The 17,680-nt window shown below is 33.7% G+C and carries 16 protein-coding genes and 1 pseudogene; 2 read left to right on the top strand and 15 right to left on the bottom strand.

From position 1 onward, the window contains the following. Positions 1-49: 49 nt before the first annotated feature. The 3 genes and pseudogenes from MUA88_RS00195 to MUA88_RS00185 all read right to left on the bottom strand — a co-directional run. Entirely contained in the window at positions 50-1,144 is a 1,095-nt protein-coding gene (locus MUA88_RS00195; RefSeq protein WP_481906603.1) for an IS30 family transposase, read from the bottom strand. Between the two features lie 567 nt (positions 1,145-1,711). Continuing rightward, positions 1,712-2,386 (bottom strand): IS6 family transposase, encoded by a 675-nt coding sequence (locus tag MUA88_RS00190; RefSeq protein WP_262605587.1) that lies wholly within the window; start codon positions 2,384-2,386, stop codon positions 1,712-1,714. A gap of 47 nt (positions 2,387-2,433) precedes the next feature. Next, positions 2,434-2,763: pseudogene (locus tag MUA88_RS00185) on the bottom strand (protein rep); the annotation flags it as partial. Positions 2,764-3,166: 403 nt separating this feature from the next. Here MUA88_RS00185 and MUA88_RS00180 point away from each other — a divergent pair. Together MUA88_RS00180 and MUA88_RS00175 are read left to right on the top strand one after the other, a co-directional pair. Further along, a complete protein-coding gene (locus MUA88_RS00180; protein WP_262605586.1) occupies positions 3,167-3,343 on the top strand; it encodes a hypothetical protein in 177 nt (58 codons plus the stop codon). Positions 3,344-4,252: 909 nt separating this feature from the next. Next, entirely contained in the window at positions 4,253-4,453 is a 201-nt protein-coding gene (locus MUA88_RS00175; protein ID WP_262604231.1) for a hypothetical protein, read from the top strand. 146 nt (positions 4,454-4,599) lie between these two features. Here MUA88_RS00175 and MUA88_RS00170 read toward each other — a convergent pair whose 3' ends face one another. The 12 genes from MUA88_RS00170 to MUA88_RS00115 all read right to left on the bottom strand — a co-directional run bounded on the left by MUA88_RS00170 (position 4,600) and on the right by MUA88_RS00115 (position 17,667). After that, the gene (locus MUA88_RS00170) at positions 4,600-5,514 is read right to left on the bottom strand and encodes a protein rep (RefSeq protein ID WP_262604230.1); all 915 of its coding nucleotides are present in this window, start codon (positions 5,512-5,514) and stop codon (positions 4,600-4,602) included. Between the two features lie 46 nt (positions 5,515-5,560). Continuing rightward, entirely contained in the window at positions 5,561-6,235 is a 675-nt protein-coding gene (locus MUA88_RS00165) for an IS6 family transposase (RefSeq protein WP_262604229.1), read from the bottom strand. Between the two features lie 24 nt (positions 6,236-6,259). Continuing rightward, the gene (locus MUA88_RS00160) at positions 6,260-6,646 is read right to left on the bottom strand and encodes a hypothetical protein (RefSeq protein ID WP_262559937.1); all 387 of its coding nucleotides are present in this window, start codon (positions 6,644-6,646) and stop codon (positions 6,260-6,262) included. A 297-nt stretch (positions 6,647-6,943) separates the two neighbouring features. Further along, on the bottom strand, positions 6,944-7,489 hold the full coding sequence (locus MUA88_RS00155; RefSeq protein ID WP_000592150.1) for a YdhK family protein: 546 nt from the start codon (positions 7,487-7,489) through the stop codon (positions 6,944-6,946). Positions 7,490-7,506: 17 nt separating this feature from the next. Next, complete coding sequence (locus MUA88_RS00150; RefSeq protein WP_262604228.1) at positions 7,507-9,570, bottom strand: heavy metal translocating P-type ATPase; 2,064 nt, start codon at positions 9,568-9,570, stop codon at positions 7,507-7,509. Between the two features lie 514 nt (positions 9,571-10,084). Further along, positions 10,085-10,564, bottom strand: a complete 480-nt coding sequence (gene rlmH, locus MUA88_RS00145; RefSeq protein WP_262604189.1) for a 23S rRNA (pseudouridine(1915)-N(3))-methyltransferase RlmH — start codon at positions 10,562-10,564, stop codon at positions 10,085-10,087. A gap of 347 nt (positions 10,565-10,911) precedes the next feature. Further along, the gene (locus tag MUA88_RS00140) at positions 10,912-11,694 is read right to left on the bottom strand and encodes an MBL fold metallo-hydrolase (RefSeq protein WP_262605074.1); all 783 of its coding nucleotides are present in this window, start codon (positions 11,692-11,694) and stop codon (positions 10,912-10,914) included. Between the two features lie 22 nt (positions 11,695-11,716). Continuing rightward, positions 11,717-12,496: a two-component system regulatory protein YycI gene (locus MUA88_RS00135; protein WP_262604188.1), complete on the bottom strand. Its 780-nt coding sequence runs from the start codon at positions 12,494-12,496 to the stop codon at positions 11,717-11,719. Then, positions 12,493-13,830, bottom strand: a complete 1,338-nt coding sequence (locus MUA88_RS00130; RefSeq protein WP_262604187.1) for a YycH family regulatory protein — start codon at positions 13,828-13,830, stop codon at positions 12,493-12,495. Before MUA88_RS00130 ends, MUA88_RS00135 begins: the two co-directional genes overlap by 4 nt. Continuing rightward, positions 13,820-15,652 carry a cell wall metabolism sensor histidine kinase WalK gene (walK, locus tag MUA88_RS00125; protein ID WP_262604186.1) on the bottom strand — a complete coding sequence of 611 codons (1,833 nt, stop codon included), beginning with the start codon at positions 15,650-15,652 and terminating at the stop codon, positions 13,820-13,822. The genes MUA88_RS00130 and walK overlap by 11 nt, the downstream gene beginning before the upstream one ends. A gap of 15 nt (positions 15,653-15,667) precedes the next feature. After that, on the bottom strand, positions 15,668-16,369 hold the full coding sequence (gene yycF, locus MUA88_RS00120) for a response regulator YycF (RefSeq protein ID WP_262604185.1): 702 nt from the start codon (positions 16,367-16,369) through the stop codon (positions 15,668-15,670). A gap of 278 nt (positions 16,370-16,647) precedes the next feature. Then, a complete protein-coding gene (locus MUA88_RS00115; protein WP_262605585.1) occupies positions 16,648-17,667 on the bottom strand; it encodes an NADP-dependent oxidoreductase in 1,020 nt (339 codons plus the stop codon). Positions 17,668-17,680: the final 13 nt, after the last annotated feature.

Below are 17,680 nucleotides of genomic sequence, written 5' to 3'. Positions count from 1 at the left end.
TGATTGGTTTTAATCAATTAATACTCAACAGGTAACCAAAGCTAAGACTTTAGCTTTGGAAAGATCCATACAGATTGAGGTGCTTTAAACATTCTGTCATTTGATGATGAGCTGTGTTGTAATTTAAAGTCTTTCTAGGATAGTCATTCATATATTGTTGTATGGCTTTTATGAAGCGTTTTTGAACATTGGATAAATCATGTACTTTTGGAATAAAACGACGAATCATTTTATGTTGGTTTTCACTTGTCCCACGTTCATATGATGAGAATGGATGTGTGAAGTATATTTCTATCATATGGCCAAATTCTTCATACAGCAATGCAAATTCTGAACCATTGTCAGATGTGATAGATTTAAAGATTTTTGGTGCTTTTTCGCCTAAGGAGTCAAATAAGTTTTTCAATGCGTGAGACACCGCATCAGCACTTTTACTTTCTATTATTTCTAGTATTTCAAAACGCGTTTGTCTCTCAACAAGTGTTAAGATAACTGGCTTTGACTTGTCTTTAGTTCCTATTACGGTATCTATTTCCCAGTGACCAAAAGACTGACGTGATTCAATTTCACTAGGACGTGTCTCAATACTTGGACCGAGCACTCGACTGTGTGGATGATTATGGTAGCTATTCTGAGTAGAGTGACGTCTTTTTAATTTTTCTAGTAGATCAATATTCTTAGTTTCCATGATTTGTTGATCTATCCAAGCATATACTGTCGTTGTTGAAGGGATTTCTTCTCTTTCAAAACATTGTTCCTTGTGAGCATATGCCACGACTGCTTCAGGTGACCAGCGTTTCTTTTTCATGAGGTGATCTGCCCATGGCATAAATAATGGGTTCTTCTTCCATAAGGGCTGAGCACCACATTGTTGTCTGTTTTGTCGATAACGTTGTTGACCTAGTGAAGAAAAATAAATTTGCGTCTCATATTCATAGACTTTATGTTGTTGTTTTTGTCGTTTAATTTGACGTGTTGTTCCTCGATGAATTTCGTTATTGATTGTTTGAGGTGCACGTCCTAATTCACGCGCTATTGCACGATTTGAAAAACCTAAATTTTTAAGTGTTTCTATTTGAACACGTTCTTCATAACTTAAGTGTGTTCCTTTATGGTTTGTCATGTTAGAATAAGTATGCGTCATGTGAATTCATTCCTTTATTGATTTGGTCTGGTAGCCTCAATAATAACATGAAATTCACCTGGCGTTTTTTTGTCTAAAGGTGGCTAAGTTGATTATAAAATCCACCTTCCAATTTCCTTTTGGTGTGAACCAACAGCGAAACAAAAAATAAAAAAGCTGTCAAATGGCAAAATTGATACCTAACGGTATCCAGCCATTCGGCTTTTTAGTATGTTTCCGTTTCGCTTTTCCCACCAAAAATTTTCTCGGCATAAATGCGTCAACTCTTTTATTCTTCAGAAATACTTTTAGTTAATAAAGTTGCTCCACCAATTAACATTCCAATGCCCAAAATAAAGAAACCACTAAAGGTTGCAAAAAGACTTCCTAAAGATAAGAAAATAGAAAATAAATTACGTTCTGTTTTTTTTCAACTTCAAAACTCCTTTTTAGCAAACTTTATCACAATAGTTATTGTTTTGCAGGTCTATTTTTCATGGTTTTTTCTTATCTTGAATTTAAGTGAAAAAAAGCGGTTCTGTTGCAAAGTAAAAAAATATAGCTAACCACTAATATGTCAGTGTTCGTTTAACTTGCTAGCATGATGCTAATTTCGTGGCATGGCGAAAATCCGTAGATCTGAAGAGACCTGCGGTTCTTTTTATATAGAGCGTAAATACATTCAATACCTTTTAAAGTATTCTTTGCCGTATTCATACTTTGATATCTTGTCTTTCTTACTTTAATATGACGGTGATCTTGCTCAATGAGATTATTCAGATATTTCGATGTACAATAACAGTCGGGATTCAGTTTAAACGTTTTAATAACTTTAGCCATGGCTACCTTCGTTGAAGGTACCTGATCTGTAATCACTTTTTGAGGTTTACCAAATTGTTTAATGAGACGTTTGATAAACGCATATGCTGCATGATTATCACGTTGCTTACGCAACCAAATATCTAATGTATGCCCCTCTGCATCAATAGCACGATATAAATAGCTCCATTTCCCTTTTATTTTGACGTACGTCTCATCAATACGCCATTTGTAATAGGCTTTTTTATGTTTTTTCTTCCAAATTTGATACAAAATCGGAGCATATTCTTGAACCCAACGGTAGACCGTTGAATGATGAACGTTGACACCACGTTCTCTTAGAATTTCAGATATATCACGATAACTCAGTGCGTATCTTAGATAGTAGCCAACGGCTACAGTGATGACGTCCTTGTTAAATTGTTTATATCTGAAATAGTTCATATAGCATACTCCTTTTTGTTAAAATTATACTATAAACTCAACTTTGCAACAGAACCTTCTAATTCATCACTCATTACATTAGGTGTAGTCAAAGTTAAAAAGATAAACTCCTTTTTCTCTTGCTGCTTAATATATTTCATCATCAAAGATAAACCCAACGCATCTTTTCTAGCTTTTCTCCAAGCACAGACAGGACAAAATCGATTTTTACAAGAATTAGCTTTATATAATTTCTGTTTTTCTAAAGTTTTATCAGCTACAAAAGACAGAAATGTATTGCAATCTTCAACTAAATCCATTTGATTCTCTCCAATATGACGTTTAATAAATTTTTGAAATACTTGATTTCTTTGTTTTTTCTCAGTATACTTTTCCATGTTATAATCGTCAAATTTTGTTTTCCACCTAGAAAATCAACAAAAACGTTGATATATCAACGTTAAACGCACATTCTTAAAAAGAACGTTATTTCTATATAGTATCAAGACAAGAAGAAACTCGTTTTCAACTCGTTTCAAAACCTCTAATAAAGTTTTATCAATTTTACTTGGGGTAAAATTTAATAAAGGAGGATATCATGATGAAAAAATTATATTTAACAAAAGTTTTTTATTAACTTTAAGTCTTATTATTACTTTTTTCGGTATATTCAATAATCCAACCCAAGCAGAAAGTAGTTCAATCAGTGAAAAAGAAATCAATACAATACAAAAGTCTCTAAAATACGATATTCAAAATAAAAAATATGTTTTCAATACAGAATACGCTACAAATAATGGATTGACACAAAAACAAGCAGAAAATCTTAAAACATATTTCGAAAGTATGAATAAAGACCAAATAGAGAAATTTAACCAAAAAATAGGGTTCAAACCCGATCTAGATTCAAATAATAATGAAGGTACATCTACACGTATAGCCCCAGCATTAGCAGCAGTACTCGGTGTAATAGGATGAGCAGTAGCAACTAAATTGCTTGATGAAATAATGAATTATGGAATTAAAAAAACTTGTCAGTCTAACAAAGGAAAATGGGCAGCTTTTGATGATTATTGCTCTACTAATGGTCATTTATAAAAAATAACTCTAGTAAGGTGATTTTATGAAAATAACAGAAATAGTAACTAGTTATTGGTTTAGTTTATTTGTAGCTTTAATGTTTGCAACGTTTAGCACTTCTACTGCATCATTTACTAACATACAAAGTATCGGCGAAGTAATAATATTTGCAATTATATTTATAGTTAAAGTAAGTATTTTATTTTTAGCTTATAAAATCATCTCAACCCTCATTGTAAAAGTATTAAGTTAATCTTTATTGCTTTATTCCAATTGCTTTATTGACAATGAGCCTCGGAACCCTTAACAAACCCAAAACTTGTCGAATGGTCGGCTTAATAGCTCACGCTATGCCGACATTCGTCTACAAGTTTAGTTAAGGGTTCTTCTCATTGATCAATAAATTTTCTCGGCATAAATGCGTGCTTATTTTATGTGCTTTTTTACCCCTACATTATGTATTAGTTTATACGTTGATTCATGGGTTAATTTAACGTCATACCATAAACCACCCCATAAATCAGGTACATCTGAAGAAACTCAGAATTAAAGGCTATTCAATTCCTCGTGACTATCTTAGTTAAACTCTGTTTAATTAAGAGTTTTATTTTTCCATTGTCCAAGGGCGCACTTACACACCTGAAAAGGTGTCGTGCTAAAAACAAAATTTGCGTGTGATAATCCAATACCCTTATTTTGCATTTTAAGGGGGTATTTAGAGCAAACTTTAAAAATATATAGTTTTCACCTGTATAATTATATTTGTTTCTTAAAACGCAAATATGAGCCAAATAAGAGGTGTTCTTTATGACAATAAACTTTGAATTTACATTTTCCGTATTTGATAAAACATCAAAAGAAATTTCTGAACTATGTAATATCCCTAACGACCAACGAATTCAAAATGTAATTAAAATCATGAAAGAACAAAACATATCAGATACTGATTTTGAATTTCTTAAGATTTATGATTTTTATTTTTCAGATAATCCAGACATCAATTTTTAACAATTCCAGTGTCGATTTTTTAAGACACTGCCCAGTTACATGCAAATTTAAAAATTAGCATACAAACTGGTCAACCATGCCGGTTGAACACTATAGTTCCTACGGAGGTAAAAAAGCATAAAAAAACGCTAGCTTTTAAGCTAACGCTACAAATTTTTCAAAAAATAATTTTGTTTTTCAAAATTCCAGATTGCCGTAATTGAATGTGCTTTTTCTTCTTCATCTGTCGTTTGTTCTTCATCACTTGTATTAATTAAATTACCGTCCTCTGAGTCATCTAAATTTAAAATTTTATGCTTTTGTTTAAGCAAACCACCATAACTCAACATACGTTTTCGATACAAGCCGTATTCTAAATCTCTCACAATTTCTTGATTTCTTTCATCATCATCAGTTAAATAATCTGATGATTTAACCGAATATTTTGAGGTCTCTTTGATTGCTGCTTGAATATCTTTATCCCCCTTTTTATTCGGTTTGATCGCTTTGATATTTGCAACTGGACGATAATCAACTTGTAATGCTTTTTGCCACAAATCAATCCATTCTTCTTGAGTTATATAATTAGCTTTATTCTTAAAATAACTATTTTCGACACACATCAACACATGCATATGTTGATTATAACTACCGTCATTTTTATTAACTGTCACTTCTGTTGACCTAATAAAACCAATTAAATTTTTACTAATTTTTTTATACTTAAACAATCTTCTAAATGATTCTGTTAAATGTTTTAAACTTTGATCTAACGTATCCCCATCTATCGCATTTCGTGTCGAAAGTGTTAAAAATAACCAACGCCCTTTCGGTTTTTCTTTTATCACCTCTTCAATCACTTTTCGAGCGTGATAACTATTTTTCATCGCACGCCTCCAATTACAAACCGGACATAACTTCGATTTACAAAACCACGTTTTATATAATTTCAAATAACCTTCATCGGTCGGTTTGAATTCTAAGACATTGCCGCATTGTTTAACATTATGCGCTTTTTTGATTTTTAAAATTTCCAGAATATCCGCGTAACTCACATTGTCTATTTTTTGGTTCTGTTGCAAAGTAAAAAAATATAGCTAACCACTAATATGTCATGTCAGTGTTCGTTTAACTTGCTAGCATGATGCTAATTTCGTGGCATGGCGAAAATCCGTAGATCTGAAGAGACCTGCGGTTCTTTTTATATAGAGCGTAAATACATTCAATACCTTTTAAAGTATTCTTTGCCGTATTCATACTTTGATATCTTGTCTTTCTTACTTTAATATGACGGTGATCTTGCTCAATGAGATTATTCAGATATTTCGATGTACAATGACAGTCGGGATTCAGTTTAAACGTTTTAATAACTTTAGCCATGGCTACCTTCGTTGAAGGTACCTGATCTGTAATCACTTTTTGAGGTTTACCAAATTGTTTAATAAGACGTTTGATAAACGCATATGCTGCATGATTATCACGTTGCTTACGCAACCAAATATCTAATGTATGCCCCTCTGCATCAATAGCACGATATAAATAGCTCCATTTCCCTTTTATTTTGACGTACGTCTCATCAATACGCCATTTGTAATAGGCTTTTTTATGTTTTTTCTTCCAAATTTGATACAAAATCGGAGCATATTCTTGAACCCAACGGTAGACCGTTGAATGATGAACGTTGACACCACGTTCTCTTAGAATTTCAGATATATCACGATAACTCAGTGCGTATCTTAGATAGTAGCCAACGGCTACAGTGATGACGTCCTTGTTAAATTGTTTATATCTGAAATAGTTCATATAGCATACTCCTTTTTGTTAAAATTATACTATAAACTCAACTTTGCAACAGAACCATAAAGCGTTTTGCAATATGTCTGATAGGTATATATCTTTATATATAATAAATCCACCTATAAAAAATGTCACAAAAACAACAACAGACTTCACTTTTTTTATATAATCATTCTTATTTTTTCCTATGAATTTTTTATAATAGTACAAGTAAATAAAGGTAACAACACCAGACAATAAAAATGCCAAGCTGTATCGTAAAAGTAAACCTAATTGTCCAATTCCAATATGAAATAGCCCGAAAAAATCTTCACTATAACCAGTGAAACCTGCTACTTGAATAAGTATAAAAACAACAAATATAAGAGCCAAAAACCATGGCTTTAAAAATTGAACTATATCTTTAGGTTTAATCAATTTAATTTCTCCTCCTAAGATTTACTCAAAAAATTCATAATGAATATTATTGTTCAACCTCGTTTTTTTAGTTTTATTTGTGATATGCTTCTGAGTATCGGTTAATGATGCGGTTTTTAATTATATAATTTCAATTAATAAGGTAATGAATAGTTTTTTTTATAAATTTTATTCTTCTAAAATTCTTTTTAATTTACACGCTAAAAAATATCCTCCTTAAAAATAATAAGTTATTTAAATTATTGATCAAGTGGGATATTTTTATATCTATTTATTTCTCAATTTAGAACTAGATTTTTATCGTGCTTTCAGCTCATTTCCTGTCATCCATTTATGATTTTTAATGATTTTACCATTATCTTTGGATTTGTAATCAACTACGTAAACAGTAGTCTTTTTCACGTTATCTATATTGGCTGTAGCACCTTTCATACCAGACATATGACTTGCTTCTAATTTAACAGTATCGCCCTTACTAAATCCATCTTTAGGTGCATCTTTAATCTCTTCGTTTACGACCCATTTATGATTGTTTACTTTTTCATTTCCATTTGTGGGTTTATAACTTACAACATAGGCATATGTTTTATACGCACCTTTTACAGTAGCTTCTGCACCTTTCATACCTGGCATATGCCCTGCTGTAATCGTTACTTTATCTCCCACTTTAAATTCACCCTCATTAGTCGATTTCATATCTTCTGGAACTTTACTTTCATCATTATGTTTCATATGGCTCTCACTTTTTTGGTCATTAGTGTCTTTATCTTTTTCATCATTATTGGAGCAAGCTGATAATATTAGTAATGATCCTAATATCATAAAAAATAATTTTTTAATCATAATAAAACTCCTATCTTTTATTTTAATTTTAATGTAAAGGCATTAATTGCAACAATAACCGTACTTAGTGACATTAAAATAGCACCTATTGCAGGTGATAAAATCAAGCCGATAAATGCTAAAATACCAGCTGCTAAAGGTACAGCAACAATATTATAACCTGCACCCCACCATAAGTTTTGCACCATTTTTCTCATAGTATTATTTGAAAGGGTCAAGAAATGAATAATATCTGATGGATTACTTTTAACAAGTATGATATCACCTGAATCCACTGCAACATCTGTGCCTGCACCAATTGCTATACCAATATCGGCTCTTATAAGACTCGGCGCATCGTTGATACCGTCTCCGACCATCATGACTTTATTACCGTTACTTTGATAATCTTTTATAATGCTTTCCTTATCTTCTGGCATGAGTTGTGCGTGGACATCACTAATACCTAATTCTTTTGCGACAGCGTGTGCCACTTCATTATTGTCACCTGTAAGCATGACTGGTGTAATATTTCTTGATAGTAACTCAGCTACCATTTGTTTTGAGCTTTCTTTAATTTGATCTCCTTGAGCAATCATGCCAATGACTTGTTGTTCCTCAATTAAATAGCTGATTGAATTACCTTGTTGAGCTAATTTAGTAAACAAGTCATCGTCATAATTAAGTTTATGTTTATCAAGATAAGAGACATTTGTTATTTTATATGTTTTATTATCAATTAGACCTTCTAATCCGACACCTGGAATATTATTAACGTCTTGTGGATTAGTAAATGAAACATTTTTACTTTTCGCAAAATCAACAATACTTATAGCTAATGGGTGATTAGATTGACTTTCTAATGAGGCGAAAAGGCTTAATATTGTATCATTACTCAAATCATTTTTAAAGCTCTCATAATGATTCACAGAAAAGTTACCCTCAGTTAAAGTACCAGTTTTATCCATCATTACATAATCGATATGTTGAGCTATTTCTACAGACTCTCTATTTTTAATAATTAAACCATTATGTGCACCAATTGAAGTAGAACGTGCAGTGACTAAAGGTATTGCCAAGCCTAAAGCATGTGGACAAGCAATGACTAATACAGTTACGAGACGTTCTAATGCAAAATCAACATCATTTTGAATGAGCATCCAGACAATAAACGAAATCACGCCGACACTTACAGCAAAGTAGAATAAATAACCCGCTACTTTATCAGATAACAATTCAGCACTAGATTTATCATTTTGTGCTTGATTAACAAGTCCCATAACTTGAGAAAGATATCCATCTTCTCCAACAGCTGTAACCTTGACTTGTATTGTTCCAGATCCATTAATAGAACCCCCAATAACGTTGTCATTTTGATTTTTTTGTACTTTTTTTGATTCTCCAGTGACTAGGGATTCATCTATGGATGTTTGTCCTTGAACAATAATACCATCTGTTGGAATGCTTTCTCCGGCTTTTACTTCGACGATATCATCAGTCATGATCTCTGATATTTTAACTTCTTCGCGTTGACCATTGTCCATAACTTTAATAGCACTATTAGGTAAAAGTTCTGCCATTTTCTTTAAGGCATCTCCAGCATTTCCGACAGCATTCATTTCTATCCAATGTCCTAATAACATAATTAAAATTAAGGTAGCTAATTCCCAAAAAAAGTCCATTGTATGACCAGTTGCACTACTAAAGTTATTCATATAAAAAGCATACAAGCTATAAATATAAGCTACCGAAATGCCTAGGGCAACTAAGGTCATCATGCCTGGTTTTTTTGCAGCAATTTCATCTTTACCACCAGACAAGAACGGTTTACCACCATAAAAGAATAAAATTGTACTTAATATTAACACTACCCATTCAGAACCTGGAAATGTGAATTGAAAAGGTAAGTTAACACCCATCAGTGGCGATAAAAGAATGATAGGTATTGCAAAAATTAATGAAACAAAAAACTTAGCTTTAAAATTCCCATGATGATGTGCATGGCCACTATGATGATTATGTGATTCATGGTTATCATGATGCATTTGATTGGAATGATTCATGTGATTTTGATGATTATGCGCTTCACCATTATTCTTCAAATTAACTCCTCCTATTTATGAAAATATTATATTAGCTATACTTATACTATAACACATACCCATTAGGGGTATAAAGGATTTCGATTTATCTACTTTTATGAATTTATATAATTCCGAAACTTATGTCTACACGTCCTACATTAGACCTTGTCATCGATATTTAAAACAATGTTTTAATTAAAAGATCTAATCTTAACTATCGCATGACAATACACTCTGACCAAGGTTATCATTACCAAAACAAGTCATATATTAATATCCTTAAAGAAAATAACGCATTTCAGAGTATGTCTAGAAAAGCAAATTGTCTAGATAATTATTTAAAGAAGCCAGTAAATGAATTTATAATAAACTCATTTACTGGCCATTTTTCTAGTATTTATGCTCAGTCTCTTCAAACTATATTAATCCTTTTTTGATTCTCAAATTCTACGCCACAATAGCTGCATTTTATTAAAGATACTATATATTCAATCAATTTCAAAGTGAGTTACATACAACTTATTTTTTAGTTTTATTTGTGATACGCTTCGCCACGCATGATCTTAAACGCACGATACACTTGCTCCAGTAAAATCACACGCATCATTTGATGAGGGAAAGTCATTTTACTGAATGATAGTGCATAGTCACTACGGTTCAATACATCCTGATGTAAACCATTAGACCCACCAATGACAAAGATAAAGTCACTTGTCCCACGTGTCATACGCTGTTGAATTTCCTGTGCTAATGCTTCTGAACTTAACATCTTACCTTGTATTTCTAGTGTGATGACTGTAGATTGTGGTTTGATTTTAGCAAGAATACGTTGTCCTTCTTTATATTTCACTTGTTCTACTTCTTTATCACTCATTGTTTCAGGTGCTTTTTCATCAGGGACTTCAATGATCTCAATTTTCGTATAGGCACCGAGTCGTTTTTCATATTCTGATATGGCTTGTTTCCAATATTTTTCTTTTAATTTCCCAACTGCAATGACTGTAATTTTCATATAATGCTCCTTATGTGTATATTTTAATAAGTTATCCACATGTTATTAACTTATTCACATAAGAGTCTTTGATTATACAACTTATGTATATAAAAAATAATAGAAATACCAATGAAAACACAAATTTTTGTGCATAACTCTGTGGATATGTGTATAACCTTATTGATAAACCGTTTATTAACATGTGGATATTAACAATTGTTGATTAATTTGTGCACAGTTATGGGGATAAATGACTGTATATCCTGTGCATTTATTCATTTTATACTATACAACAAAAAAGGCCATGACGTACACATGCTTCAATAACAGCATTGTATCTCATGACCTTTCTTCATTATATCGTTTTATAGTGTATAAATTGGTGTTGCCTGTTCTTTATCCGTATCACACAATTTCACTTCATTATTCGTATCAATATCGTGTTCTTGTAATATTTGTCCAACACTCATTCGTGCCAGGTCTTTCATATTGTTGTCTTGAGACAGATGCGACAAATAGATACGTTTCGTCTGACCTGTGATGACATCTCTCATCGCATAAGCAGCATCTTCATTAGATACATGCCCCATATCACTTAAAATACGTTGTTTCGTCTTCCATGGGTAACGACCCATACGCAACATGTCTACATCGTGATTGCTTTCAAATACAAAGGCATCACTACCACGGATCATACCTTTCATACGATCGGACACATATCCTGTATCTGTAATCAGCGTCAATTTTTTATAATCGTTATGGAAAATATAAAATTGTGGATCAATCGCATCATGTGAGACGTTGAATGATTCAATATCAAATCCTGCAATTGATTTCGTTTCATATGGATTAAAAATAAATTTCTGATCAGTGGGAATTTTGCTGTCTTTCTTATCGATACATGACCATGTTTTTTCATTCGCATAAATAGGCAATCCATATTTACGCGCGATAACGCCTAGTCCTTTAATATGATCGACATGTTCATGTGTCACAAGAATTCCGTTTAAATTTTCAATTTTGCGGTCTATTTGTTCAAATAAACCTTCCATCTTTTTACCTGTCAGACCGACATCCACAAGTAGACTACCCTTATCATTCTCTATATAAGTGGCATTTCCCGTACTACCACTTGCAAGTACACTCATACGTATCAAGTGACCACCCTTTCTACTGTTCTATAATTTTCGGATTCGATGAGACAGCTTCTACATAATACGTTTTTGTCTCTTTACCATGTTTCACACGAATCTCCCAGTTTGCTTGAAGCACTTGAAGATTTGTTTCTTTAACCACTGTATAATAACCTAATCGTAAGTTTATCACTTCATCGCCATCTTGAAGGTACTGATTGTAATACAGAGCCTCTAATGCTTTATGAGCACTGATAACTTGATGACGTTTATTATTTGTCCCTTTAGACGGACGGATGTCTTCCATCGCTGCTTGTTTATATGATTTCACCCGATCATTTTCTGTCATAAATGTTAACGCTGCACGCTGATTATTCATGATCGGGAATCCTTCATATGTCTGCTCATAGCTAATAGATCCATCTTCTGTATCATGGAATTGATACTCATTCCCTTTATAGACATGATCGTTAATATATGGTTTTAAATGGGAGATTGGGTCTAATTTGACATTAACCGTCTCATTGACTTGTTTCGTTAAAACATAGCCTTCATCACTTTGACTCTCATCACTCTGTTCTTCTGCATTGCTTTCAAATTGATGTGAGCGTGCTGTAATCAATTGCATCTTAACTTTGCTTACTTCTGGTATATTTTTTGGTAATTTAATATTTTCTTGTGTGAAGTTCACACCATTGTCGCCATCAGACGGATTTACTTTTGACTTGTTATACTTATCAACATACATGATGCCTAAACTGATATTGATGAGAAAGAAGACGATAATGAATAATGTTTTGGTACGTTTCCAATTCATTGTTCAATCAACTCCCCATCATCAAATTTATACCATTTTCCTTCGTATTTCACAAACCACGTCGGTACAAACTGACTATTTTCTTGAATTTCCATTCGATCGTCAGGACCTTTTTGAGATACCATTTTGTAACCAACAACTAATTGCTCGACCTTTCTGAAGTCGACTTGATTACTGCTTGCCAATTTACCTCTAACATCTTCAAGCGTCGGTAACGCCTTAGGTTTTTTACCATTATCAATTGTCACATTCGTTTTCAATAAGCCTCTACTATATTCAAAAATACCACGTTCTCCCCAACTAACTAGAATTTGATTCAGTTGGTTCTGATAAAAGATAGGGCGCCCATTCAAGAACATTTGATACGTAATTAAGCCTTGATCTTTATTTGCATCAAAGAGACGAAAATCATCTGTAAAACCACCATGTTCATTAATATAATCAAAAGTTCTTGGAATACTGATATTCATATCACGCGTACTATATTCATCTTCTGACAAGTTCGTATAATGATATGTTTTCTTATCCGGATCATAGTTCACTACACCCGTATTATTGTTATAAATCGTATTTCCACTCTCCGTCGTACGTACAATAGGTGTGTCATCAAATAAAATACTGTTCAAATCTTCAGCACTAATGTGATTAAAAATAGTACGATACGTTTTTAAATTTTCAGGGGCTTTCGGCGCATAAAGATATGTTGCCTTATTAATTGTATCTTCATTCATTGATAAATTCGTATAAGGGCGCAATGCCACTTTAAGCTCTGATAAATGATTTTTAATAGCACTTGTCTTAATAGATGTTGTCATTTTAACTGCGCGATGACGTGTACTATCAATTGCGTACACAACTAAGTTATCTGTTGGATCAATATCATAAATCAGACGATCAAACTTAAATTGATTCGGTACTTTGGCCTGCAAATCTAGGACTTCACTCAAATACATAGAGAGCGGGACGTCTGTCGGGTAGTCTAAAACAAGAAAATGATCACTCAGTTCTCTCAATAAAAGTGATTGGTCATTCTCAATATAGACGACCTTATGAATATGTTGTTTCGTAAATGCATTTGCCAGTTCATTGACTTCGCTTGTTGCTGGCATTCCTTCAACATGCACACCATTAACATGTACCAATTGAAAAGGAGACACCACTTGGTTGATATCTGCATTGAATCGGGGACCAATCGCTTTTGTATTTTCTTTTGTTGGTTCGTTGTCCACATCTGCCGTATCAGGAGAAAAGTTCCAAATTAATAATGTGAGTACCATGCTCGATATGACTAGTATGATGAGTGTAATGGACTTTATGAGTTCCTTAACTTGCATCCCAATCACCATCTTCTATGATTTCACAAGGTAGTGTAATGAAGATCGATGTCCCTTGACCCTCTACACTATTGGCCCATATACGTCCTTTATGTGCTTCTACAATCTCCTTAGAAATCGCTAAGCCGAGACCTGTACCACCCATTTTTCGCGTACGTGCCTTATCTACACGGAAAAAGCGATCAAATATTTTATCGACTTTATTCACAGGAATACCAATCCCATTATCTTTAATACGCACTGTGAGACGTCGATGTGACGGATTATGTTTCACATGAAACTCTACCCGCTTCTGACCACGCGAATATTTCAATGCATTGGTAATGACATTATCAAATACTTGTGTCATCTTATCTGGATCAATTTCTGTGAAAATCGTCTGACTTGGTATATCTCGTACAAATGTCGTATCTTTCGCTGACATTTCATGGCGATTAATAACCTTATTGATAAACAGATTAAAATCGACAATCTCTTTCGTAATTTCTTCTGTCTCATTATCCATTTTAGAGAGATGTAAGAGATCATTCACCAGTCGAATCATTCGTTCTGTTTCTTCACGTGTAACTGACAAGAATTGTGGTGCAATCTGTTCATCTTTCCACGCACCTTGTTCTAATGCTTCAATATAGCTATTCATAGATGTGAGTGGTGTACGCAATTCATGTGATACGTTAGCAACGAATTCTCGACGTTCACGCTCGATTTGTTGTTGTTCTGTTACATCATGCAACATCGCGATATAACCATTGACAAATCCCGTATTTTGAACAATGGTACTAAAGTTCAGACGTACGATAATACCATCTTCCTCGTTAATATCTATCAATAAACTCTCATTATTCTCATTCAACTCGTCTAAGCTAAGCTCATCATTCAAGTCAAGAACATCTAAAATAAATGCACCTTCAATATCTTCTTTTGATTCACCCAGCATTTTCAACGCCATATCATTAATAATTTTAATACGTCCACGTCTGTCTGTCGCAATAACACCATCACTCATATGACGGATAACCGAGTCCAGACGTCGCTTCTCACTCTCCGTATTGGCCTGTGCTTCTTGTACACGTTTAGAGAGATTATTAAATGCGAGGGCAAGTTCACCAATCTCGTCATTCCCATAGATTTTCACACGTTGCGTATAATTACCTTTTGACATTTCAACAGTTTGGTTACGCATGTCCGTAATTGGTTTTGTAATCGTGCGTGCAATAAAGAAACCGAGGATAATCGTAATAATCAGTGAAATACCTGTCCCAACGATAAAGGTTTGGTTAATATCACTCAATTGGTCATATACTTGGTTAATGTTTGATTCAATATAAATATTACCGATGAGCCCTTTGCTCGTTGTCACCGGCATATTTTTAACCCATACACGTTGTTTACCTTCACCATAATCTTTTAAGACCACTTCAGAATTTGATTGACGGAGTGATAATGCCTTTTGAATTGCACTGTCATTCGCTTTCTGATTGATGAGATGACGGTTCGATTGTTTCGATGTTGCAACAATGATTTGATCAGTATCGATGAAACGAATTTCAATCATTTCATTGCGGTTGGCATATTCATTCAGTAGGTTCTGGATTTCTTTCTGTGTATTTGTTGTATTGTTGCCTTCTGCATATATTCTTTCAATGCTCAACTCAATCTGCTTGGCATTTTGTGAGATATTGGTTTTAAATGTCTCAGTCATTTCTTTTTCAAGACTATTGGTGAAGTACAAACCGATAATTTGCATCCCAATAATAATCAGCAAGACATAGACAATGACAAGTTTTGTGTGAAGAGATTGAAATTGTTTTAACCACTTCATAAACACAACTTCCTTCTACTCATGATGTTGTAGGAAGTATCCCACACCTCGACGTGTCACAATATAATCTGGATGTGATGGGTCATCTTCAATTTTTTCACGTAAACGACGGATCGTTACATCAACTGTACGTACATCACCGAAATAATCATAGCCCCATACTGTTTGTAGTAAATGTTCACGTGTCATCACTTGACCCATATGTTTAGAAAGATAATGGAACAACTCAAATTCACGATGTGTCAGATCGATAGACTCACCACGTTTTTTAATAGAATAAGCATCTGGATATACGACAATATCTTTAATCGCAATCTCGTTAGACTGTTTGTTATTCTCAACACTTGGTTGTGCATGATGACGGCGTAAGTTCGCTTTAACACGTGCGATTAATTCACGTGTACTAAATGGTTTTGTTACATAGTCATCCGCCCCTAATTCAAGGCCTAGTACTTTGTCGATTTCTGAGTCTTTCGCAGTCAACATAATGATGGGCATATCATATTTTTTACGTACTTCACGGCAGACTTCCATACCGTCTCGACCCGGCAACATAATATCCAGTAAAACAATGTCCGGTTCTTGCGTATAGATCAATTCAACCGCATCATCACCATCATAAGCAACGAATACATCATAGCCTTCTTTTTTTAAGTTAAATTCAAGTATATCTGCAATTGGTTTTTCATCGTCTACTACAACTACTTTTTTCGCCATCTACATGACCTCATTTCTTCATTAATCAACGCTATGCGCTGAGAGATTTTTTATGTGTACTTGGTACCGATTATCTGTTTATAAGTGGTGCATTTTCCCTGACATGATGTTTCTATGGTGTCCAAATTCACACTCCTATACCTTATAATGTATCACTTCTATAGTGTGAATTCTATCCTTTTACGTTTCTAAAGTTCATATGTCTGATGAAAATGATAGCTATAAGAAAAACTGGATAACATGCTCATTTCAGCATGCATCCAGTTTTATTTTATGTTTTATAGTGTATCTTCCGTATCAAATTGAATTAATACCTTTCCATTCGTACGTTGGTTGAATGTATAGTCTAATGCTTCGTCAACTTCATCTACTGTAAAAATACGTGAGTCTACAGCTGGAATGATATTTTCACGCTCTACCATGTCTGTGATGGCTTTCAATTGCTGTCCATCTGCACGTACGAAGATGAAGCGGTATTCAACACCTTGTGCTTTTGCTTTACGATCGAATTTTTGACCAGCGAGTGTAAATAATAATGTCTTAAATTTAGAGAAACCTTGCTTCTCAGCAAATGCTTTGTTCGGAGCATTAATCAAGCTAACAATTTTTCCACCTGACTTCATAATAGACAATTCTTTTTCAAATTCTTTCGGTCCTAATGTATCGATGACATAGTCGACATCCGATAAGACTTCCCAATAATTTTCTTGTGTATAGTCGATGTATTGGTCAACACCTTTGGCTAAGAACGTTTCTTTTGATCGTGCATTTCCTGAAATGATCACTTTAAGTCCCATTGACTTTGCGAGTGGAACGGCCATTTGACCAAAGCTACCAGAACCACCTGAGATAAAGAGTGTTTTTCCTGCTTCTACTTCAAGTTCTTCAGTTAGCGCTTGATATGCAGTTAGGCCTGTTAGCGGTGCAGCTGTTGCTGTTTTCATATCTAAATTACTAGGAATAGGTACCACATATTCAGCCTTTACAACTACATACTCAGCAAATGCACCGATACGTGTAATAGGCAGGCGTGTATAAACGACATCACCAGCTTTTAAATTTTTAACAGTTTGACCAGCTTCAACAATTGTTCCTGTCAATTCATTACCAAGTGTGACTGGCTTAGGGTAGTCTTGAATTAACTTTATAGCACCTGTTATCGTTAATTTTTCTAAAGGATTAATCGCTGCATACGCAACCTTGATTAACACCTCATCTGCTTGAATAGATGGAACAGGAATATCATTTATTTTTACTTTTAAATCTTTGTTATATTTCTCTAATTGTACGGCTTTCATTAAATCAGCCCCT

It is taken from the genome of Staphylococcus sp. IVB6240 (assembly GCF_025558425.1).
Classification (GTDB): Bacteria; Bacillota; Bacilli; order Staphylococcales; family Staphylococcaceae; genus Staphylococcus.
Note: the sequence above shows the minus strand (reverse complement) of the source record. Positions and strands in the feature narration are given on the sequence as shown.